Origin of the sequence: Methanobrevibacter oralis, assembly GCF_001639275.1 — an archaeon.
Lineage (GTDB): Archaea > Methanobacteriota > Methanobacteria > Methanobacteriales > Methanobacteriaceae > Methanocatella > Methanocatella oralis.
In genome coordinates this window covers 1-24,397 of record NZ_LWMU01000057.1, presented here as the reverse complement: position 1 = coordinate 24,397, position 24,397 = coordinate 1, and the positions used below count along the sequence as shown (strand labels likewise).

The window sequence follows — 24,397 nt, the reverse complement described above, 5'->3', positions numbered from 1 at the left end:
CTTTATATTCTGGTTTTAAATCTGTTATAATGCATTTTTTATTTTGATTGCGGAGTGATTGATTTAAAAAAATAACTATACAAATACTCCACATGTTCAATTACAGGAATAGAAATATTGGCATTTCCATTAACAATACTAGATAAATCAGTATAAATAACATGACCACATTTATATGCATTTATATTTCTGTACAATACAATTTTGTTCCCCATTTATTAAAAAAAAATCAATTTTCTAGAATAAGTTCCATTTTTAACAACATCATGAGATTTACACTCAGGACAAACAACATTTAATGGTTTAAAATACTTTTCACCTTTTCTTGTAGAAACAAACAACGAATCATCAATAGATTGACATCCAATACGAGTTTTATCCTCATTAGTGCGAAATCGAAAAAACTCCGGAATCAAATCGGAAAGTTTAAATTGTTTATCACACATAATACTATTTGAAGCTTTTATATTTGTTTTAGTCATATTAATATATTAGCTTCACCTAATATATTAAATTTACTACTTTTAAATTAAAAACAAAGAAAAATAAAAAGAGAAAAAATCTCAGCACGAAAATTTAAGAAAAATTCAAATCACTTAAGTTTTTGAAAGTGCCAAATTTTCACCAAACATTCCTAGAAACTTAAGAATTTTTTCTATTTTTTCATGCTAATTTTTTTATTAAACTTCTAATTTTTATTTAATTTACTAATTTGTAGTGTTTATTATTTAAATACTTTCTTAATTAATTTTAATTTACTTATATATTATTTTAATAATTATACATAGTTTATTTTAAATATTAAGATGTACAAATATTTATATATGTGATTGGAATTTTTTAATCACGAATTAGTTTAAAGGGAGTTGGTTCTGATGTATTCTTTTGATAGATTTGTCAAAGATTTTTTTCGGTTTATTTGATTATTTTATATCAAAAAAATATGTTACAGAAGACAATAGATTCATTAGAGATAGAAAAATGACTCAAAAAGAATATATGGCATATATTCTTTCCCAAAGGAGTTGTACCTCATATATTGAAGCAGTTAGATTTTTCACAATCAAAGTGTCGAAGAATTTTAAAACGATTACTCCTCAGGGAATTGGTAAACAAAGAATGTATATTGACCCAAAAGTATTTATCGATATGAATGAATTATTCATTGATAAATTATATGATTTATATAGTGGATTTTCAAAATTTAAAGGATATGTTGTTTGTGCTTGTGATGGAAGTATAGTTGATTTGCCAATTGTTACATTAACACGTGAAGAATTTCCTGTTGGTGATGAAAACCTATTAAGAGAAAAAAGAATTAGAGCAAGAGTGTCTTGTTTTTTAGATGTTCATTCCAAGCATATTTTAACAACAAAAATTGTTGAAACAACAGTAAATGAAATAGATTTGGTAATTGAACATTTAGAGAATTTAAAAGAACGATTTAACATTGAAAAAATGATTACAATTTATGATCGAGGTTATCCATCAATCGAATTGATGGTGAAAACCATTGATTTGAACTCTAAATTTCTAATAAGATTGCCAAAAAATGTTTTTAATCGTCAAATAAAACAAATGAAGACTAATGATGAAATTATTAAAATAAATTTAATTAATAACAGATTAAAAAGTTTTGATGATGAAAATTTAAAAGAAAAAGCAAGAAAAATGGGAAGATTAGAAATTCGAATAGCATTAGTAGATATTGGAAAAAATGAAGTAGAAATACTTGCAACAAATTTAACACAAGAAGAATTCTCAACACAAGATTTAAAAGAATTATATAATAAAAGATGGTCAGTGGAAACAGGTTTCGATAGATTAAAAAATTTAATCGAAATCGAAGATTTCAGTGGAAATAGGAGAAAAATCATCGAACAAGATTTTTACGCACATATATTCGTTTATAACCTTGCAATAACAATAAAAAACCATGCAGAAAACTATATAACAAGAACACCAAGAAATAAAAACGAAATAATCAAAATATCAATCAAACTTTGCAAAAATAACCGGAAATATCTATTTATTTTTCTTCGATTTAATCTTCGAAACGCGAAATAAAAGAGAACAAATAATTAATTTCATCACAAAAGAAGCATCAAAACAATTAACACAAGAAAAAGAAGACGAAAAAAATAAAAAAGAACGAAAAATCCCGGATGTTAATAATAAACATCCAGGAAACAAGAAAAAAACACACTAACTAATAAATTTCAACAATAATAGTGTGTTTCAACATCTTGTTTAATATTTTTGTTCACAAATCATATAAAAAACTTACGAAAAATTAAATTCAAATCTAAGAACTAATTATAACGCTGTTATAATATGAAAAGATATAATAAAAATTTTCAGCTAAAAATTCTTAAGTTTCTAGGAATGTTCACCAAAGGAAAAATTTAAATACTAGTTAGTATAAGAATAGAAATTGTAGATTAATTTTGTTTTTTATTTTTTTTAATCTCAAAGGGGATTATTCTAATGATGGGGTTAGGAGTCATCATGCCTTGCTCCATTGTTGGAGTAATTTAGATGCTAATTTTTATATTTTTAATTTAATTGATTATTCATGGTTGAATCTAAGAATAATTTAGTTAATGACTATATTTTAGATATTGCTGACATTATTTTTTTAATCTTTTGAAAAATATTTTTAGAAAAATATTTTTATGGGTTATAAACATATATTCTTATCGTACACTATTAAAATTAGGGTTTGATATGAATAAAAAAAGTAAAATTATAATACTAATATTGGTTATTTTAGTTATATTGGGTGTTGCTACTCATTTATTCTTAACACCAAATACTGTAGAAAATTCTGATGCTAAAAATATCACTGATATGTTAAATAGGTCAGTTCAAATACCTGCCTCAACAGATAGTGTGGTAGCTACAAGTCCTCCTATGACTACTGTAATTTATATGATTGCACCTGATAAATTAAATGCAGTTAATTTTCAATGGACTAATGAAGAATTAAAATATGTTCCATCACAATATGCTAATTTTCCAGTCGTTGGTGGATGGTATGGTACACAAGATGGTAGTTATGAAGAGTTTATTGCTTCTGAGCCTGATTTGATTATTGAATCTATTGATGAGGGAAATGGAGATTTGGCTACTGTTGAAGAACGCCAAGAAAAATTTGGATCTATTCCGGTTATTGCAGTAAAGGATACAACAAACATTGAAAAAATGGGTGAGTCAATGCTCTTTATGGGTGAAATTGTTGGAGCTGAAGATTCAGCTAATGCTTTAAATGATTTTAATAATAAATATTTAGATAAGGTTCATCAAAAATCCAGTCAATTATCTGATGCAGATAAAAAAACAGTTTATTATGCAGAAGGTGATGATGGACTTAAAACTAATCCTTCTTCTTCATCACATGGTCAATTAATAGATTTAGTTGGTGGGGTGAATGTTGCTAATTCTTTAAATCAAGGAAATACCACTAGTAGTATTCAGGTATCTATTGAACAAGTAATTACTTGGAATCCAGATGTTATTATCACTACAGATCCAGAATTTTACTCAAAAGTATATACAGATTCAAATTGGGCAGAAATTAATGCAGTTAAAAATCATAATGTTTATTTATCTCCACAATCTCCATTTAAGTGGTTTGATAGGCCTGTCGGTGCTAATATGATTATAGGAGTTCCATGGACTGCAAAAGTAATTTATCCAGAACAATATGGTGATATTGACATTATTGGTGCTACTCAAGAGTTTTACAGCAACTTTTATCATATTGAATTAAGCAATGATGATGCTAAAAAGATCTTATTAGATTCTGGGCTTAATGAAACAAATTTATAGGAGATAATATGGATAGTGAAAATAAGGAGATTATCATTGTTTTAATTTTAATTTTTCTTCCTATTGTTCTATTTTTTACATCATTTCTACTTGGAAGATATCCAATAAGTCCAATCGATGTTATAAAAACTATTTTATGTCCAATATTTCCACAACTTCAGGTTTCACAAACAATAACGACAATTGTTTTTGAAATAAGACTTCCACGAATTATAGCGGCAATTGTTGTAGGTGCAGCGTTAGCTATTGCAGGAGCAGCTTTTCAAAGCATATTTCAAAACCCTCTTGTATCTTCGGATTTATTAGGGGTTTCTAATGGTGCAGGATTTGGTGCAGCATTAGCTATTTTGATAAGTGGAACTAATCTTGTAACACAAGTTTTAGCATTTTTCTTTGGAATGATTTCTGTTTCAATTACTTATTTAATTTCAAGAGCTTATAAGGCTGGAGGAATTTTAGTACTTGTTTTATCAGGAGTAGCTATTTCAGCATTTTTTAGTGCATTGATTTCTGGAATAAAATTTATTGCAGATCCTGATGATAAATTGCCTGAAATTGTTTATTGGTTAATGGGGAGTTTAGCATCCGTTAATCTCGATAAATTACTAATGATTATAGTGCCATTAATTATAGGATTTGCTATTCTATTACTTTTGAGGTGGCAAATGAATATTTTAGCTATGGGTGATGAAGAAGCTCAATCATTAGGTTTAAACCCATCTAGAGTTCGTTTATTAATAATTATTGCTTGTACTCTACTTACATCAGCAGCAGTTTCTATAAGTGGTATTATTGGATGGATTGGATTAATAATTCCTCATGTGGCACGTATACTTGTTGGTCCAAATAATAAAATATTGATTCCAGCTTCTTTAAGTTTAGGTGCAAGTTTCTTATTGTTTGTAGACAACATATCTCGCGCATGGATTTCAGTTGAAATTCCTATTGGTATTTTAACAGCTATTATTGGAGTTCCAATATTTTTATACTTGCTTAAACAGGGGTATTCTGAATGGTCATAAGTGATAATTTATTTGATGTTAAAAATATTTCATTTTCATATGATGATGAGGATATTTTTTCAGATATTAGCTTTTCTATTAAAAAAGGTGATGTTTTATGTATTCTTGGTCCAAATGGAACAGGGAAAACAACCTTAATTAAATGTCTCAACGGATTAAATAATATTGATTCTGGGGAAATTCTTTTAAATGGTAAAAATATTAAATATTTATCATTTTCTGAAATTTCAAGACATATTGCTTATATTCCTCAATCTCATATTCCTTCATTTCCATTTAAAGTACTTGATGTTGTAATGATGGGTAGAGCACCTTATCTTAATTTAACAGATGTTCCAAAAAAAGAAGACGAAAAAATAGCTTTAAATTCCATGAAAATACTTGGAATTGAATATTTAAAAGATAAGGAGTACACTAATCTAAGTGGTGGAGAACGCCAATTAGTATTTTTAGCGCGAGTTTTAACTCAACAACCAGATATTTTAATATTAGATGAACCAACTTCACATCTAGACTTTGGTAATCAAATTAAACTTTTAGAAATCATAGATAAACTAGCTAAATCTGGATTATCAATTATAATGTCTTCACATTTTCCAGATCATACTTTTTTGTGTTCTACAAAAGTAGCAATTATGAAAGATAAGCGTTTCATTGATTTTGGAAGTCCACAAGAGGTTGTTACAGAAGAAAATTTAAAAAATATATACTCAATTGATGTAAAATTAATAGAATTAGATGATAATAGAAAAGTTTGTGTTTCAATGAAAACAAATTTAGATTTAAATTTATAAAGGTGATAAAATGAATGAAAAAGACTATGATGAACAATTGCAAAAAGCTGGTGATTTTCATGGTGAAATTTGTGGAGGAATAGCTATTGGAACTAAACTAGCTATGTATGGTCTTGAATTAATGGGAATGGAATTAAATCAAAGACATAAAAATTTAATTGTATTTTTAGAAATTGATCGTTGCATGGCAGATGCAGTTCAAGCTGTTACTAAATGTTCTATGGGTAAACGTTCTTTAAAACAAATGTATTACGGAAAATTTGCAGTTACTTTTTATAATATGGATACAGACGAAGCTTTAAGAATTTCTGATGCTGATGCAAATAAGAAATTTAAAAAAGAAGAAACAAGAGAAGAAATGATTAATCGTTTTAGAGTAACTCCTCCTGAAGAACTATTTAAAGTAGAAAAAGTTAAAGTAGAACTAACTGAATCTCAAATGCCAGGCAAACCCCATACAACTGCGTTCTGCTCTGTTTGCGGTGAAAAAGTAACTGATAATCGTCATTTAGTTAGAGGTGGAAAACCTGTTTGTATTTCATGTGCAGAAGGTTCATATTATGAAATAATTGATGAGTAATGGGCATGTCGTTATATTTATATATTCACATAGCTAAATTATAACAACATAAAGAATATAAGGGTTTAAATATGGATTTGATTAGTGGTTACTTATTAATAATCGTATTATTATTAACGATTAACATTTCTCTTTTTTTAGGGAATTTTAAATTAAATAATATTGAATTATTAGGGATATCTACTACTATTTCATTGTTATCTTTTATATCTATTTATCTGTCTAGATATTTTCAAAGTGATTTATCGTTCATGTTAAATTATTTTTTCATAATCCTTAGCTTAATTCTATTTTTTATTTTCTTATTTTATTTTAAAAATAGAAAATATTTAGTTTTATCTATTGTTATATTAATCGGGGTTTTTGTAGGTAGTATTTTTATATTATCTTCTCAAACTTCACAGTTTAATTTTTTATATTCTTTATTTGTTTTTATATTAGTATTTCTTATATATCAAATCACAAAGTTATTGTATCATGCAAAAAGGGAGTATCCAGTTATAATTGGGGAGTTTACATCTTTAAGCACTATTTTAATATTCATTTTTGGTTTAACGTATTTTTCAACTTTAAATCTTAATCAGGAGATGTTTAGTTCTTTTTTAATTTTAACTCCTACTTATCAATTAATTCATGTTATTATACTTTTAGTTGTTATTTTGATTGTAGGAGTGCTTTATGATGATAATAGAGGTAAATTATGATAATTCAAGGTACGGAAATATTAACTTCATTAATACATATCATTTCTGAAAGTTTATTAACTCCAGTAGTAATATTGCTTGTAGTTTTTATTGTTATAGTTATATTGAGTCTTGGTGGGTTTATTAACGAATTTATTTCAAGAAAAGCTATAACTTCTAGAGAATTAGAAAGTCTAATTAGAGAAATTTCATTTTCTAATAACCACTCACAAATTATAAATGAAGTAAATAAAAGTAATTTATTTACCAATCAAAAAGAAATTTTAATTAGAATAGCTAATAATTATGATATTGGCCCTGAGGCTAGAAAAGCATTAGCTAGTGAATTAATTTCTGATGAAGAAACTAAACTTATTAAAAGAACTTCTAAAACAGATGTTTTAATTAGATTAGGTCCTATTTTCGGACTTTTAGGAACTTTAATTCCATTAGGTCCTGGTCTTGCTGCATTAGGTTCTGGTGACATTGTAACACTTGCTGAATCATTAACTATTGCATTTGATACAACTGTGACTGGGCTTATTGTTGGATCTCTTGCGTATTTAGTATCTAAATTTAAAAAACAATGGTATGAATCTGATTTGATCGTTGTTGAGACTTTAGCTGAAGCAGAACTTGAAGTTTTAAATGAAGGTGAATAAATGCTTAGAAAAAGACGTCGTATTTCAGAATCCGTTGATGATGATCCAATGAGTGGAATTAATAATCTTTCAGATGCTATGCTTGTTTTAGCTTTGGGGTTCTTAATTTTTGCAATAATGGCTTTATCTGTAAATCCTGATATTATATCTGATGCTTCATCAAATACTAAAGATGTATCTACTTCTGAATCATTTACTCAAGATTATTCTAATGCTAGTGGAATGGAAGATAGTGGATACAATGAGGTTGGTAAAGTATATGAAGATCCAACAACAGGAAAATTGGTTATGGTTTCTGGTTGAAGCTATTTTTTAATTTAATAAACACTTGTATTGATATGAATGATATTACATATTAATATTTTATAATTTATAAATAAAGTGTTTTTTATTCTTTTTTTAAATAAAATTAAATATAACAACTACTTATTTAGTAATAATCTAAAAAGCTAATAAATATATATTAATTAGTAAAATATATTATATCATATAATTGATTATCGATAATTATTTATTGATATTCGATGGCAGAGGTGAAAAATGGGTAAAAAAAGTTTAGTTATAATATTTTCTCTTTTAATATTAATAACATTAAATACTTGTATGGCTCAAGAGATTAACAACACGACTGATAGCATTCAAAATACTTCGTATAAGTTAGATTATACTCTTTCTAAGTCGAATAATGATTTAATAAGTACACATATTGATGTTGTGTCAAATAATACATTTGATGTAAAAGGAGATTATTTTAAAGTTAAACTTTCAGATAAAAATAATAATTCTATTAAAAATGCTCAAATTGTATTTTCAATTAATGGAGCAAATCATAAATGTATAACTAATAATTGGGGCATCGCTTCTTTTCAATTAAAAGTCAATGATGGTTCATATAAAATAATATCTAAGTTTAATGGAGATTCTAAATATAAATCTTGTTTAAAAACAACCACTATTTATATGAAAAACACTTTAATTGTAGAAAAAGGTTTAAATAATTCCGAAATTCAGCATATAATTGATAAAGCAAAAGCTAATAATGTTATTTTATTTAAAGGAGATAGCTATGAAAATGTTCATTTGCTGATAAATAAGAGATTAACATTAATTAGTAATTCGAATACTGTATTTAAATCAACTTTGCCAAATCCTGTAATTTTGATTAGTGGAAAAAGTAGTTCTTCAACTACAATAAAAGGATTTAAGATCCAATCTAGTGGAAATGCTATTGAAATTAAAAATTCGGATTATGTTACTATTATAAATAATGAAATTACAAGTAAATCTAATGCCATAGTTGCAAATAATGTTAATTACCTTAACATTACTAAAAATACTATTGTTAAAAATTCTAAATCAGCTATTGTTATTGCATTAGCTAATCATACATATATTACAAATAATAAGATTTCTAATAATGAGGGGAGTGGAATAGTATTAGCTAAGTCTAAATACACTTATATTTTTCATAATACTATTTCTAACAATAAACATCATGGGATTTACACATTAAGTAAAATAGGCAATGTTAACTATGGTGAAGGTCCTCAAAACTTAAATATTGCGCATAATACTATTAAAAATAATGCTAAAGATGGTATTTATATTTATAGTGCTGGAAATAATATTGGAGTTTATGCAAATACAATAACTTCTAATGGTGAAAATGGAATAAAAATATCTAGAATTGGTAGTAATACTATGCAATCTAATGTTATTTCAGATAATAATCAAGCTGGTATTAAGTTTTCTGATGGATATGTGATGCCAAAAAACCAAAAAATTAGTTATAATGTAATCTTAAATAATCGTTTTAGAGAAGTTGAAGCTAAAGAAACTTACTATGAAGAAAATGGTGAGAGATTAAACCTTGGAGATAACTGGTATAGTGATGTTGGTACAATATGTCCTAAGATTAAGTCAAATAATTTAAGGTTTATTGTTAAACAAGTAGGTAGTAATCAATTCCAGGCAGCATTTTATGATTCAAATGGGAATATTGCAAGCAAACTTCCAGATAGAACTTTAAAATATCAAATAAATAATGGTCAAAGTATAACTATTAAAATAAGTGGTGGAACTGCAACATTTACTGTAGATGCTAATGATAAAGATACTATAAAAGCTGAAGTTGATTTATCTAAAAGAAGCAATGTTTATGATTCAAAAACACCAAATAAAGATACATCAAAGATGAATGGAAAAACACCAAGTTACACATATCCTAGTATCAAATCACCAGACTATGGTGGTGATGGAGGTCAAGGAAATGGAAATGGTGGGACTTCACAAGGTAATAATAATGCTAATGGAACTTCAGCACAAACTGGTGATTATAAACATAACACTACAAAAAATAAAAATTCCAATCCAAGTAGTACTTCTTTAGAACCACTTAATAATGATTTAGAAAGTCAAAAACTATCAGATAGTATGTCTGCTTCTGGAGACGGTTTTAATAATCATGAAAATTCTAAGCAATCCGTTGTTAAACAAATTGTTCTTGATGAAGAAAATATAGTTAAATTAAGTGGAATTTCTTTTATAATATTGTTATTTTTGTTAACTATTGCTTTATATTATCGTAGGGATATTAAAGAAATGAACTCAAAAAAATAACTATTTTTCATTCATTTTTATTTTTTTTTATATCCAATAATTAATGATAGTATAATGATGATTAATAGAAGTAAGTAGGTACTATTCAATGGATTAAATGTTGATTTATCTTTATTTTTGTTAATTTCGAATGATTTTTCAACAGATTTTGAATAAGCTCCATAAGATGTTGAATTATTGATGATATGTTTGTTATTAGTTTCATATTTTGAGCTATTTATTTTTTTGGAAGAATTAGTGTTTCGATTTTTGTTTATTGTTGAATTTTTATCTAATTTAGAAATACTATTATCTATATTTTTCTTAGGATTATTGTATTTAGAAGCATTATCTTTTTTATTATTGAAATAATCATGTGGAAATTGATAATTTTTTAATAAATCTGAATATTTATTTAATAAATCTAAATTCAGTTCATTTTGCAAATTAGATTTTTTAGTAGAACTTACTTTGCTCCTGTAAGTTACGTTATCAGGATCATTAATATTAAAATCATTTGGATTTTCGAATCCCCAATCATTATCGTTAAAATTTGTATATAAATATTCGGTATCATTCCATTTAATATAAATTTCTTTAGCATATGGTGATGTATTATTAGTAATGAGATTATTAAAAAAAGTTATATGAGTTTTAGCTTTATACATAGGTTGTTGGATATAAACAGAGCCTCCAGTTTGCTTTGCACTATTGTTTACAATAATCGAATTTGTTAAGCGGAAATTTCCAGAAATCATTATAGCACCACCATTCGTACCCGCCGTATTATTTATAAAAACACAACGATTTACATTGGAAGTACCTGACCAACTGTAATAAGCTCCACCCCATTCATCAGCATGATTATACATGAAAATACAATCAGATACATAGCTTTTACCATAAACACTAACTCTTATAGCCCCTCCGTCACGATGTGCACTATTGTTGATGAAACACAGTTATAAATTTCTGATGAAGCATAACATGTTGTAATAGCTCCCCCATCATGATCTGCGTGATTATTAATGAATAGTGAATTATTTACAAATAAATAACTTCTATTTTCCATAGTGCCATAATTTGAAATCGCACCAGCATTTGTATCATTTAAGGCAGTATTGTTAATGAAAATACAATTGTCGATGTAAACATTTCCTTGTTCAATAGAAATTGCTCCACCAAAATTATTTGTTAATCCATTAATAAAAGTTATATTTTTAAATGTAACATGTGCAGAAATATTTTTTATTAAAAATATACTTGATTTTGCTTGCCCGTCAAAAATAACATTTTTAGAATTAGAATTTCCTTGAATAGTTAAATTTTCATCGATTTTAATGTTATGGAGTTTATAAGTTCCAGGTTCTATTAAAATTTCATCTCCTTCTTCTGCATTTGTTATTTTTTTTGTTAAATTATTTTCTTCTAATATGATAGTGTTGTTATTTATAGTTACTTGTGGATTTAGATTAGAAGCAGCAACCGAAGATGTGAATAGAGCGAATACTATTACAATTATAATAATGATATTAGATTTAATAATTATTCCACTCCTTTGAAATTATTAATTTTAGATTTTATATTTAACAATATATAATATTTTGCACCACGAATTATTTGGTTATTGTAATTTTTAAATATTTTTAGTTAGTATTTAAATAAATAATTTAAATCGATAACCTTTTATATTCATATCGTTATAATTTATAATTATACTAATATTTTAATGATTTTCATTTCAATTTTTTGAGAGGATTTTAATCTTGTTAGTATAACTTTATTAATTAAAACGGGGAGAAAATATGAAGAGTAAACTTATATTATCTTTTATATTAGTTGTATTGATTGCTTTAACTGTAAGTACTGTTTCTGCAGCTGATTTAGCTTCTGATGATGTAGCTATTTCGGATATGAGTGATGATACAATAGCAGCTAGTGATTCTGAAGGTGAAATTGTCTCAGCTACTATTGATGTTACAAAAAATGGAACAGAAAGTGATTATGCAACTATTACTAATGCAATTAATAGCGCTTCCGAAGGAGATACTATTAATTTAGGTGAAAACAAAGAATACGATGTTTCTAACAATACAATTATTATAAATAAGAAAAATATTACTTTTTCTGGTAAAAATGTAACTATTAAAGGTACTGGAGATGGTAATGGAATAGTAAATGTTGTATCAGAGGGTTCTAATTCAACTGTGTCAGGTATTAAATTTATCAATACCCAAGCTAATACACAGTATACTAATGCAAATACTTTAAAAGGATGGGGATTATTCCTTGGTAGGGGAACAACAGATGTTAATGTAATTAACTGTTCTTTTATTGATTTTAATCATGGTGTTAGGATACAAGGTGGATCTAATTTTAATATAATTCAAAACTGTTACTTTACAGGTGCAGCAACACAGGTTACTAATAATGGTAATAAAGAACAAGGTACTAAAGCTATTGGAATTATGGGTTCTAAAGGTACAAAAGTAATTAATAACATCTTTAATGGTACTGTTTTAGATGGAGTATCAGTTGCAGGAGGTTCTACTGGAACTTACATTTATAATAATACTTTCATTAATAATGCATATTCAATTTACTTTGGAGGAGCATCTACAGCCGGAAGTATAATTACAAACAATACATTTAACAACTGTGGTCATATAGAAGCAACTTACAATAAAAATGGTACTATAGTAAATGTAAACTTCCAAGATTTACCTGTTATAAGTATTCAAAAAGCTAGTGATTCTTGTGTAATCGCAAATAATACTTTTATTGCTAGAACTTCTAATGTTTTAATTGCTGCTGAAGAAGCAAATACTGCTCATGGATATCCAAGTGATATTGGTAATATAACTGTGACTGGTAATAAAATAAACAAATTAAATGATACTACCATATTGCAAACTGTTGTTCTTTTAAGAATTGTAAGTAATTCTGGAATTTTAAATCCAACAGGAAACATAATAATTTCTAACAATGTTTTAAATGGTGCAAAAGCTGCTACTTACTGGTCTAATGAATGGGGTAATAATGATGGTGAGGTTAATATTCCTGCTGCAAATCCAGTAGCAACCTACTTTGAAATTATAAGTATTAATAATGGTAAATTAACTTTTGCTCTAAAAGATGTTAATGGTAATGTATTAGATGGTGAATTAGTTACATATACAATTGGTAATGTTTCTAAAAACTTAACTGTTGATGAAAATGGTAGTGCAAGTATTTCTGGATTACCTAGTGGTACTGTTACTCTTAAATATAATGGTTCTGCTAAATTAGCAGCTGCTTCTACTTCAATTGATATTGCATCTTTAATAGATACTAAAATATCTGCATCTAATTTAAATATTAAAGTTGGAGATAATGGAAAATTACAAGTTACATTAAAAGATGCATCTGGAAATCCTTTAGCTAATCAAAAAGTGTCTGTAATTATCAATGGTAAACCTTATACTCAAACAACCAATTCTAAAGGTGTTGCATACATATCTCTTAAATATTCTGAAGCTGCTACTTACCAAGCTACATTAGTATTTGAAGGTAATAGTGATTACAAATCTTCAATTGGAAATGCTAAAATTGTTGTAAGTAAAAAAACAACTTCTTTAACAGCTCCTTCAAAAACTTTCAAAGTAAAAGCAACTAAAAAAATAGCTATCACATTAAAATCTAGTGGTAAATCTGTTGCTGGTAAAAAAATTACTTTAAAAGTAAATGGTAAAACTTACACTGCCAAGACAAACTCTAAAGGAGTAGCTACTGTTAAAGTTAAAATAACTAAAAAAGGTACCTTCAAATATACAGCATCATTTGCTGGTGATAAGGCTTTCAAATCAATAAGTAAAAAAGGTACTATTAAAGTTAAAAAATAAATAATTTTTTTTATTTATTTTCTTTTTTTTTAAATTGTCTGGTTGGATATAATGAATTTTAGAGGAATTTTTATAATCTTTATTATTTTTTTAGTTTTGATTCTTAGTATAGGTTCTTCTGTAGCTATTGAGAATAATGAAAGCTTAGAAAATGATTTGTCCGTTTCATTAAATGATAACAATGGTTCTAATTTCACATTAACGAATAATAATGAGGATAATTCATTATTAAAAAGTGGAAAAACAATTGTTGTTAATGCTGAGGCAGGTCACAATGAAATGACCGATCCAACGATTCAAAAAGCTATTAATAGTGCAAATGCTGGAGATACAATTATTATTAATGGTACCAGTTATGTTCACTGTCATTTTGTGGTGGATAAAAAATTAACTATTAAAAGTAATATTAAAACACAAATGGAAACTTGTCCAAGTAGTGTAGCTGGATCTAACCATCATGGTATTTTTTATATAAGTCCTAAAGCTAGTGGAACTATAATTGAGGGATTTGACCTATTAAATGATGTATATGAAGATGATGATTATGCAATATTAGTTAATGGAGCTTCTAGCGTAATAATAAGAAATTGTATAATTTCAAATACTGGTACAAAAGATGCAATTAGGTTAGAAAATGCAATGAATGCTACTGTTAGTAATGTATCACTTTTAAATGCAGGTAATGCTATTAGAATTAAAAATTCAAAAAATACTATTATATCCAATTCACAAATTAAAAACTCATGCACTGGAATTAATATTACTTCTTCTTTAAAGACAAACATTTATAAAAATAATATATCTCAAAATAAAATAACCGGTATTTCTGTTGGTGAAAAGAATCAAGATACAAGAATTATTTCTAATAACATATCTTATAATAAAGCTACTGGAATTAATTTATTTTCTTCAGATAAGGTTTATATTTTAAGCAATTATATAGCTCATAATCGTAACGGTGATGAAAATAATTACAAAAGTGGTGCTGGAGTTTACGTAAATTGTAATGTTAGCAAAATTGAAATTAAAGGTAATTTTTTCCAACAAAATGGTAAATATGCTGTTTTAAATGATTATCGTGTGAGAAATATTGGAGCACATATTGGTGATGAAAAATTAGAAATCGTTGAAAATAATTATATGTTGGGGCATGGTGATAGGCCGATTTATCATATTACTTATAGTCCATCAAGTAATGGAGAATTCAATTATAATCAAGCAGAAGATGTATATACTTATGTTGGATCTGGTGGAGATTACGATGTTGATAAAACCACTGTTTATTTGGGGTATACTTATCATATTAATGAGTTTATCTGCCCAACAATACTTTATGAATATACTAAAAAAGGACCTCAATTATGGTTAGATGGGGATTATTCTTTAAAAATCACAGAAATTAAAGAAAATAAAAAGGGAATCTATTCTATTTCAATTATAACACCAAAAGGTGATATTGCAAAAGAAATCAGTTCTATACCTGTAATCTTTTATTTAAATAAAAATAATACAAATAATATTCCTCAAGAAGGGGATGTTTACAGGTATGTATTAATGAAAAATGGAACTGCAACAGTTAGATTCTATGCAGATGATTTTAAAGAAAGTAATAATGTTTTAATTGCTTCATTACCAGGTTTAAATAATAATATTTATTTCAATCCATATAAACAATTAAATATTTCTGATTTATCTATTCCAGGTATTCTAAGTAAAACTAAAATCACAATTCATAATTTAAAAACATATCCTTATTCTGGACAATATTTAACTGCTATTTTAACAGACGAAAATGGAAGTCCAATAGCTAACGAAAAATTAGCTTTTAAAATAAACTCAAAAACAAATATAATTTCTACAAATAATAAAGGTGAAGCTAAACTTAAAATTTCACTTAAAGAAGGTACTTACAAAGTATATGCAAGTTTTAAAGGAGATGAAGTTGAGTATTTAGAAAGTAATGCTTTAGCTAATCTGATTGTAAAAAAAGAATCTAGTAGAATTATCGCATCTAATCTAAATATGATACCGAAAATGGCAGAATATTATAGTATAACTTTAAAGGATGCTTCAGGAGTTAGAATTGCTAATCAAAAAGTAATATTTAAAGTTAATAATAAAATTTATACAGCTAAAACTAACTATAAAGGAGTAGCTAAATTAAAATTAAAATTTAACAAGGAAAAAACTTATAAAATTACAATCAAATTCGCTGGAAACAATAAATACAAGTCTGCTAAAAAAACAAAAACTATAAAAGTCAAATATTCTTCAAAAACAGCAAAATTAATAACACCTTCCGTTACAATTCCACCTAAAACAACAAAATCTTACATGATTACTTTAAAAGATGTTAATAATAAAGGAATTTCTAAACAAAAGATTTTAATTAAAATAAATAGCAAAAAATACAGTAAAAAAACTAATAGTAAAGGTCAAGTTATTGTTAAATTGAAATTTAATTCACAAAAGAAATATAAGATAAGTGCAAGTTACAATGGAAATAAAATCTATAAAAAAGCAAAATCAACAGGAAAAATAAGTGTAGCAAAAACAACGACTAAATTTAAATATTCCACTTTTAAAATATATCCTAACGAAGAAAAAGCTTACACAGTTACTTTAAAAACAAGTTCAGGTAAATCATTATCTAAACAAAAGGTTACTATTAAAATTGACGGTAAAACTTACACTAAAACTACAAATAATAAAGGGCAAGCAGCAATTAAAATTAAATTTAACAAAGAAAAAACATATCCTGTAATTTTAAACTATAAAGGAAATTCAATCTATAAAAACTCTAAAGCTGTTGGAAAAATAATTGTTGAAAAAATATCTACACAGTTAATTAGCTATGATAGGACATTTTGTCAAAATTCCACAGATAATTTTGAAGTAACTTTAAAAGATAAATTTGGAAAAACATTATCTAGTCAAAAAATAACATTTATTTTAAATGGTCAAAGTCAGATTAAAATTACAGATAATAATGGAAAGGCAAAAATAAATGTAGCTTCTAGGATTCCTGATTCATTAAATATCATAACTAAATATGACGGTAGTAATAAATATAGGGCTATATCTAAAAATAATACGCTTACTATTTTAAATAGGACTAATACTATTTTCATTGATAGTAATTTAGCTAATGAGGATATTCAAAACATATTAAATAATTGTGAAAATGGGGCTAATGTTGAATTTTTAGGCGGTTCATACAAAAACATTGTATTAACTATTAATAAAAGTTTAAATATTTCTTCTTCTTTAAAAAGCACATTAAATGCAAAATATAATGCTCCAGCATTTAAAATCAATGCTTCAAATGTAAGCATTAGTGGATTAAAAATACTTGGGAACTCTTATAGTGGAATTGTATTATATAATGTTAATAATGTAAATATTTTAAATAATATTATTTCAAACAATTTAAGTATTTCAAAATATATTGATGGATCTCTAAACATGCCAGGATACGGAATAGCTAGTTATAATTCATCTAACTTAAACATAGTTAATAATTCTATTTCATTTTTTGAAAGCGGATTTTTTGGCGAAAGGTCAACTAATATAGAAATAGCCAATAACACATTTAGTAAAAATAATTATGGAATAAAATACGGATTTGGAGTTGCAAATACTAAAATAAATGCTAACAATATTACACAAAACATAGGATTATACATTATGACAGTACCTGAAGGACCAAATGGATATGGTATATTTTTAAATAATTCAGCTGTTAATGTTAGTATAACAAAAAATAGCATAACAAATAATCATATGGGAATTTCTATTGATGCAAATTATTCAACAGGTATTGTTATTACTAGCAATTGTATTTCTGATAATGTTTTAGAAGGAATTAGGTTTAATGCAGGTTACAACTTGGCTAATAATGCTATTGAACCAATTGTAACTAATAATGCAATTTATAGAAATGCTAAAGGTCCGAGTATGATGATTCTTGGTGAATTAAGTGCAAATCCTGGTGGAATTTACGGACCTGGTGTAAATAATGATTCAGCTAAATTGCATGTTGGAGCTAACTGGTATGGAACAAATAGTCTTGTAACTTGGGATATAGAAACAGGTATTGTTGGATTTGGAACAATGTGTCCAAGAATTAAAACATCTGAAATTAAATTTAATGAAATTAATTGCACTGGTAATGGAAGTTATGAAGTTAAGTTTTATAATAATGATGAATTAGCTAGTGGTCTTCCAAAATTTAATTTATATGCAACATTAAACCGAGGAAGTGATAAAGAAGTAGAAGTTAATTTCAATGTTATTGATGGTGTAGGCAGATTTACTTTTAATCATGAAAACTTCAATCTAACTTCAAATACTATTGAAATTTCTATTGGATCTTTAATCAACAAAACAGATAGGATTTATAAGGCATTTTATGATTATGAAGTCCCTGAAAGTGAAATTCCAAAAATTTAAATAAATTGGTTTAGAACATATAATGTTGAATTTTAAAATTCTTTTTTCTATATTAATTTTTTCAAACTAAAATTTTTTAATTTTTATCTAATACATCATTATTAAATAAATCAGTATCAACTTCTTTAAATAATAAATATTTTTAAAATATAAAAATCATACAATCTTTAAAAAATATCTATATACTACTAATATCAAATATTAACTATTGATAATACATGAAATTAGATAGATATATATAAAAATTAGATTAAAATAGTAATGAGCATATATCATATGATTAAACTAAAATTAATATTTGTCAAAAAGCCTGACTTGATACTTTTTATATCTTAAATATTAAATAGTATTCTTTTTAAAAATTATAATTAATATAAGGTGAAATTATGGCAAAAACTCAAAATGGACATAGGGCTCATGGTTTTTCAAGTGAAAGCTTTTTGGATTCTCATGAATTTTTAGATATATTAAACTTTAAAGGTGATGAAGTTTTCATGGATACTGGATGTGGTGATGGTCATGTTGCTATAACAGTTTTAAATGAATATCTTAATTCAGGAACTGTTTATGCAGTTGATATTTACGATGCATCTATTGAGGATATGGAAAATTACAAACTAAAAAATAACATTAAAAATCTTATTAATATCTGCGCTGATATTCCAAAAGGTATTAATGGTGTTGAAGATTCATCAATAGACATTGTACTTATGGTAAATGTTTTCCATGGTTTTAAAGCTTCAAGACAAATTGATGAAGCAATTAATGAATTTTCAAGAATAACAAAAACTGGGGGTAGGGTAGCTGTAATGGATTATAAAAAATGGGAAGTTCCAAAAGGACCAAAATTCCAAATGAGAAGCTCACCAGATGAACTTGAGGAAGCATTTAATCATCATAACTTTAAAAAAGTTTATCTAAATGAAGAAATTGGTGAAGATATTTCTGAAGGCAAATCACATTTTTTAATAATCTTTGAAAAGGTGAATTAAAATGATTTTTGCAGCTATTTTAGCTGGAGGAGTAGGTTCTAGAATGGGAGGAACAGACACTCCTAAACAATTTTTAAACTTAGGTGACAAGCCAGTTATCATTCACACTGTTGAAAAATTTGTTATAAATTCGAGCATTGATAAAATTATTATTTTAACACCTCAAAACTATATAAATCACACTGTAAATTTAATTGAAGAATATATTGCAGATTATAGTGATATTGTAGTTATTGAAGGTGGAGATACAAGAAATGATACCTTAGTTAGAAGTATTAATCATATTTTTGATAATTATGATGTTGACTCTGAATCAATAATTTTAACCCATGATTCTGTTCGTCCTTTTGTAACTCATAGAATTATTGAAGATAATATTAAAGCTGCAAAAAAGTTCGGTGCATGTGATACAGTAGTTTCCGCTACTGATACAATTGTTAAAAGTTTTAATGGTGAGATAATTGATAATATTCCTATAAGAGATTATTACTATCAAGGCCAAACCCCACAAAGTTTTAAAATAGAAAAATTACTTAAATTAATTAATAATTTAACTGATGATGAAAAAGAAATTTTAACAGACGCTTGTAAAATATTCACACTTCAAAATGAAGATGTACATTTAGTTGAAGGAGAAGTTACAAATATTAAAATAACTTATCCTTATGATTTGAAATTAGCTAATACAATCCTAAAGGAATAAAATATGATTAATATTGTTTATAGGTTGAAATCTCCAAAATTTTTTGAAGAAGCTATTGATGAAATTGATTTAGATGGAGTAATTGTAAGACCACTTTATTTATCCATTTGTCAGGCAGATCAAAGGTATTATCAAGGAACAAGACCTTCTGATATACTTGAAAAAAAGCTTCCAATGGCATTAATTCATGAAGGTGTTGGTGAAGTTGTATTTGACTCTACAAATTCATTTAAACCTAAAGACAAAGTTGTAATGATTCCTAATACTCCTAGTGATGATAATGGGTATAGAGCTAATTATTCACCTAAATCTATGTTTAGAGGTAGCGGATTTGATGGTTTTACAAGTGATTTAATCAAATTAACTCCTGATAGAATTGTAAAACTTCCAGATAACTTTGATTTGAAAGTTTCTGCTTTTATTGAACTTATAAGTGTGGCTTATCAAGGAATTGATAAATTTTCAAAAATAGCTATTACAAAAAAAGAACGTTTAGGTATTTGGGGAGATGGAAACTTAGGTTATATTACAGCACTATTTTTAAAAATAATCTATCCAAAATCTAAAATAATCGTATTTGGAAAGCATTTAGAGAATTTAAACTTATTTTCCTTTGCTGATGAAATTTATCGGATTCATGATGTTGATGATGTTTGGATAGATCATGGATTTGAATGTGTTGGTTCAAGCGCTTCACAATCAGCAATTAGCCAAATAATTGATATAATAAATCCTCAAGGAACAATTAACTTATTTGGAGTTAGTGAATATCCAGTACCTATAAATACTCGCATGCTTTTAGAAAAAGGACTAACACTTCAAGGAAATAGTAGGAGTGAAAGGGAAGATTTTATAGGTGTTGTAGATATTTTAAAAAAGCACCCTGAACTATTTATTTCATTAAACAAATTAATAACTAATATTTGTAATATATCCTCAATAGAAGATTTAAAAGTCGCTTTTGAAAAAGATTATATTAGCCCATTTGGAAAAACTATTTTAAAATGGAAAAAATAGTTTAATGGTCTGTAAATTTCGTTTTATTTAACTGTTTATAGTTTTTTTTATAATGAAGTTTTTATGAATAAATTTTTAGAATTTATAGCTTTAAAATTATAAAAAACTAAATTTCACTTATAAAACTATATTTAAAATAATAAGTAAATTCAATGAAAATATTAGAAGAAAAAACAAATTATTTGAATTGAAATCAAACATTCTAACTATTATTCATAGAATTAGTTAAGATTTAATCATTCCATAATTCAAAAAAGATTACAAACCACATCATAGTAAAAATATAATCAGAACAAACAATAAAATCGAAAATAAGTTATTAAAAAAGTTTTAAAAAATTATTTAAAACAAAATCACTAAAGTTTTTGAAAGTACCGAAATATTTAAATATGTCTAGTTTATATACGCATTATTATAATAATTTATTAAAATATTGAAAAATATATTACTATTTTTAATTAAAAAAATAGTATATTCAAAAAATTGGTTATGGATTATGTTATTTAAAAAGAACTTTTTGATAGTATTTGTGCTTTTCTTAGTTTATTTTTAAGTTTAAGTTCGGTGTATGCAACTGATAATAATACAGAGAACAATCCAGCAAATAATATATTAAACCCGTTCAATTGATTCAACTGTTCAGAGTACTGGTGATGTTATGTGTTGGTGAGGATGATGATTTAAATGAAAGTGATGATGAAACTAATGAATCTAATGATACTTATGAGGAATCTTGTAATTTGACTGCTAATATTATTATTCATGAATGATATTCACATAAGCTTATCATGAGTTCTGCAAACAACAAATACACAATATCTTGTACCAGAAATATAAAAATAATAAAATAAAAGGAGGATATAATAATGAATAAAATATTAATATCAACATTATTATTAATTATTTTGATATTCAGCATAGGATTAGTATCAGCTAATGAGAGCATTAATGATGCAATAGTAGAAGATAATACGGATGCTTCAAATCTTTTTTATCCATCTAATACGGATAATACTCCTTTGGATAAAACAGGTGGGGTAGTTAGATATGTTAATGGGAGCACTTTTGAAGATATTCAAAAAACAATTAACATAGCAAACGATAATGATACTATTGTTCTTAATGGAACTTATAAAAGTACTGGTCATCAAATAGTTGTTAATAAAAGCATAACAATCACAAGCAAAAATGGGTCCAGTACTTTAGACGCTAATAAAAAATACAGGGTATTATACATACTTTCCGACAATGTAGTACTAAAAAACTTAAGAATAATAAATGGGAAAGTAGATGGGGTTATTGGATCTATCTTTGAACCTTTAGAAAGAGGTCCTGGTGGTGCTATATATTGGAAAGGTAATAATGGAACTATAATCGCTTCATCAGTATATGATAATAAATTTCATAGTGCGGGTTATGGTGGAAGTGGTGCTATTTATTGGGAAGGGGCAAACGGAACTATTCGAGATACACTTTTCTTCAATAACACCGGATATAATGAGAATGTAGGGTTTGTCCCTAAGTATAAGTTTTTAGAGGGTGTTGTTCATGGTGATTATATTGGAGATTTATATGATAATGATCCATCTAAACCTGCTCGATTTTATCGTGTTGTTGTAAACTCTAAAGGACATTTAACTGCTAATAATCTTTCCATAAACTATGGAACAGCAGGTAATTTTCTTGTTAAATTTAGTTTAGGAGATATTCCATTTAAAGGAGACATTGTTAAAGTACACATATTTAAAAAAGGTTATGATAAAATATTTAACCTAACTATTGATGATAAGGGTTTAGGTGTTTTAAAGTTACCTGATAATTTAAATGATGGTATTTACAATGTTGAATTAAGTAGTCATGATAATGACTATTTTGATAATTATCTTACAAATATTCATTATTATAGTTATAAGTATAGTGCTAATGCGATTATTAAAGTTAATAAAGTTCCAGCATTTATCCATGCTGATAATTTTAAAACCATATATAATTCAGGAAAATATTTCACAGTTGAACTTATGGATATAAAAAATTATTATTTCATTAGTAATGTTAAATTAGCATTAAAAGTCAATGGTAAAACATACTATGCAACTACAAATAAAAATGGAAAAGCCAAATTTAATGTATCAAAATGGAAAACAGGAAACTATAAAGCTTATATTAATATTTTAAACAATTATAAATCACCAACCCAAAAGGTCAATATTAAAATCAATAAAATCCCCACAATTGTAAAAACAAATAAAATCACAGCTAAAGTCCACAGGGACAAAAAATTAAACATCAAAATCATCAACAAAAAAACCAAAAAAGCAGTACCTTTTATTAAAATCAAAGTAAAATACTTTACAGGAAAAAAATACAAAACATACACACTAATAACCGACGAAAAGGGACAAACTCACTTACACACATGTTGTTTAAAAGTCGGAACACACAAAGTAGTTATAAAATCAGCAAACCAAAATTACGCAATAAACAAAAACACTAAAATTAAAATCAAAAAATAAGGATTAAAACTTAATTGAATATATTACTGATGATATTTTAATTAGAAAACCTCATTTGATTCATTGTTTTAGTAACTTTATCCGTTTTTTTGTTAATGCTGATGGGGATGAAATATACTATTAGTTGGTCTTTCTAGTGAAGATTTAAAATTACTTCATGGAGGACTTTTAAAATTCACTTGGAAAAGTGATACAAAAATTAACATAATTAAAGATGCAAAATTCTGAAAAAGAGATTTTAGGTCTTTAAAAGGAATGATATTCATCACAATTTGGACAATAGTAGTTATAAATATTATTTTTACAATTTCCAAGAATTATTTCACCTTTTAAAGATTCAATACTTAGTTCTTCAGAAGAGCTGGAAAATACTTTTTTCAACTCCCTTTTACATTTGGGGCATTTTATAGATTTAACTTAACTTTCTTTGTTTATTAATTTAATAATTTTAATAGTATTGATTAATTTGAGGGGTTATTTCAATTAGTGAATGGTAAAATATAAATGTAGATGATATAAAAAAAATATCCATAGGAACAGATTATAGTTTCGGACAAAAAATTTTTTAGTTAATCATGATGAATTTACTGATCCAATTTTTATAGTAGGAATCTCTATTTACGATTCTATAGAATTCTTTTTCAAATAGTTTTTCCATAAATTCTATTG

Annotated in this window: 20 protein-coding genes; 16 read left to right on the top strand and 4 right to left on the bottom strand. The window is 26.2% G+C overall.

The window, feature by feature from the left end; translation table 11 throughout:
- Window positions 1-38 precede the first annotated feature (38 nt).
- A complete protein-coding gene (locus MBORA_RS10545) occupies window positions 39-197 on the bottom strand; it encodes a hypothetical protein (RefSeq protein WP_156482695.1) in 159 nt (52 codons plus the stop codon).
- 21 nt (window positions 198-218) lie between these two features.
- Complete coding sequence (locus tag MBORA_RS04265; RefSeq protein WP_063720280.1) at window positions 219-482, bottom strand: hypothetical protein; 264 nt, start codon at window positions 480-482, stop codon at window positions 219-221.
- Window positions 483-885: 403 nt separating this feature from the next.
- On the opposite strand from MBORA_RS04265, the gene MBORA_RS04260 reads away from it, so the two are divergent.
- From MBORA_RS04260 to MBORA_RS04220, 9 genes are all read left to right on the top strand, one after another.
- Window positions 886-2,067: an IS4 family transposase gene (locus MBORA_RS04260; RefSeq protein ID WP_346172389.1), complete on the top strand. Its 1,182-nt coding sequence runs from the start codon at window positions 886-888 to the stop codon at window positions 2,065-2,067.
- 660 nt (window positions 2,068-2,727) lie between these two features.
- Window positions 2,728-3,831: an ABC transporter substrate-binding protein gene (locus MBORA_RS04255; RefSeq protein WP_063720278.1), complete on the top strand. Its 1,104-nt coding sequence runs from the start codon at window positions 2,728-2,730 to the stop codon at window positions 3,829-3,831.
- An 8-nt stretch (window positions 3,832-3,839) separates the two neighbouring features.
- Window positions 3,840-4,853, top strand: a complete 1,014-nt coding sequence (locus MBORA_RS04250) for a FecCD family ABC transporter permease (RefSeq protein WP_042694772.1) — start codon at window positions 3,840-3,842, stop codon at window positions 4,851-4,853.
- Window positions 4,844-5,647, top strand: coding sequence for an ABC transporter ATP-binding protein (locus MBORA_RS04245; RefSeq protein WP_042694770.1), 804 nt, complete (start codon window positions 4,844-4,846; stop codon window positions 5,645-5,647). Before MBORA_RS04250 ends, MBORA_RS04245 begins: the two co-directional genes overlap by 10 nt.
- A 10-nt stretch (window positions 5,648-5,657) precedes the next feature.
- Entirely contained in the window at window positions 5,658-6,227 is a 570-nt protein-coding gene (locus MBORA_RS04240) for an FmdE family protein (RefSeq protein ID WP_042694768.1), read from the top strand.
- Between the two features lie 470 nt (window positions 6,228-6,697).
- Window positions 6,698-6,931: a hypothetical protein gene (locus MBORA_RS10800; protein WP_157944461.1), complete on the top strand. Its 234-nt coding sequence runs from the start codon at window positions 6,698-6,700 to the stop codon at window positions 6,929-6,931.
- On the top strand, window positions 6,928-7,572 hold the full coding sequence (locus MBORA_RS04230) for a MotA/TolQ/ExbB proton channel family protein (RefSeq protein WP_063720276.1): 645 nt from the start codon (window positions 6,928-6,930) through the stop codon (window positions 7,570-7,572). The genes MBORA_RS10800 and MBORA_RS04230 overlap by 4 nt, the downstream gene beginning before the upstream one ends.
- On the top strand, window positions 7,573-7,875 hold the full coding sequence (locus tag MBORA_RS04225) for a DUF2149 domain-containing protein (protein WP_042694766.1): 303 nt from the start codon (window positions 7,573-7,575) through the stop codon (window positions 7,873-7,875).
- A 237-nt stretch (window positions 7,876-8,112) separates the two neighbouring features.
- Window positions 8,113-10,191: a right-handed parallel beta-helix repeat-containing protein gene (locus MBORA_RS04220; protein ID WP_063720275.1), complete on the top strand. Its 2,079-nt coding sequence runs from the start codon at window positions 8,113-8,115 to the stop codon at window positions 10,189-10,191.
- Between the two features lie 17 nt (window positions 10,192-10,208).
- Here MBORA_RS04220 and MBORA_RS04215 read toward each other — a convergent pair whose 3' ends face one another.
- Complete coding sequence (locus MBORA_RS04215; protein WP_394328384.1) at window positions 10,209-11,123, bottom strand: hypothetical protein; 915 nt, start codon at window positions 11,121-11,123, stop codon at window positions 10,209-10,211.
- Window positions 11,087-11,242: a hypothetical protein gene (locus MBORA_RS10540; protein WP_155930830.1), complete on the bottom strand. Its 156-nt coding sequence runs from the start codon at window positions 11,240-11,242 to the stop codon at window positions 11,087-11,089. Before MBORA_RS10540 ends, MBORA_RS04215 begins: the two co-directional genes overlap by 37 nt.
- Before the next feature lie 361 nt (window positions 11,243-11,603).
- On the opposite strand from MBORA_RS10540, the gene MBORA_RS11310 reads away from it, so the two are divergent.
- The 7 genes from MBORA_RS11310 (at window position 11,604) to MBORA_RS04185 (ending at window position 23,728) form a co-directional block, all read left to right on the top strand.
- Window positions 11,604-11,732 carry a hypothetical protein gene (locus tag MBORA_RS11310; protein ID WP_282955713.1) on the top strand — a complete coding sequence of 43 codons (129 nt, stop codon included), beginning with the start codon at window positions 11,604-11,606 and terminating at the stop codon, window positions 11,730-11,732.
- 243 nt (window positions 11,733-11,975) lie between these two features.
- Window positions 11,976-14,051: a right-handed parallel beta-helix repeat-containing protein gene (locus MBORA_RS04210; RefSeq protein ID WP_063720273.1), complete on the top strand. Its 2,076-nt coding sequence runs from the start codon at window positions 11,976-11,978 to the stop codon at window positions 14,049-14,051.
- Window positions 14,052-14,147: 96 nt separating this feature from the next.
- Window positions 14,148-18,503 (top strand): right-handed parallel beta-helix repeat-containing protein, encoded by a 4,356-nt coding sequence (locus tag MBORA_RS04205; RefSeq protein ID WP_042694758.1) that lies wholly within the window; start codon window positions 14,148-14,150, stop codon window positions 18,501-18,503.
- Window positions 18,504-18,889: 386 nt separating this feature from the next.
- Window positions 18,890-19,495, top strand: coding sequence for a class I SAM-dependent methyltransferase (locus MBORA_RS04200; RefSeq protein WP_042694756.1), 606 nt, complete (start codon window positions 18,890-18,892; stop codon window positions 19,493-19,495).
- Between the two features lies 1 nt (window position 19,496).
- Entirely contained in the window at window positions 19,497-20,198 is a 702-nt protein-coding gene (locus MBORA_RS10960; protein ID WP_042694754.1) for an IspD/TarI family cytidylyltransferase, read from the top strand.
- A 3-nt stretch (window positions 20,199-20,201) separates the two neighbouring features.
- Entirely contained in the window at window positions 20,202-21,215 is a 1,014-nt protein-coding gene (locus tag MBORA_RS10955; protein WP_042694752.1) for a zinc-binding dehydrogenase, read from the top strand.
- Between the two features lie 866 nt (window positions 21,216-22,081).
- On the top strand, window positions 22,082-23,728 hold the full coding sequence (locus MBORA_RS04185; RefSeq protein ID WP_063720271.1) for a right-handed parallel beta-helix repeat-containing protein: 1,647 nt from the start codon (window positions 22,082-22,084) through the stop codon (window positions 23,726-23,728).
- Window positions 23,729-24,397: the final 669 nt, after the last annotated feature.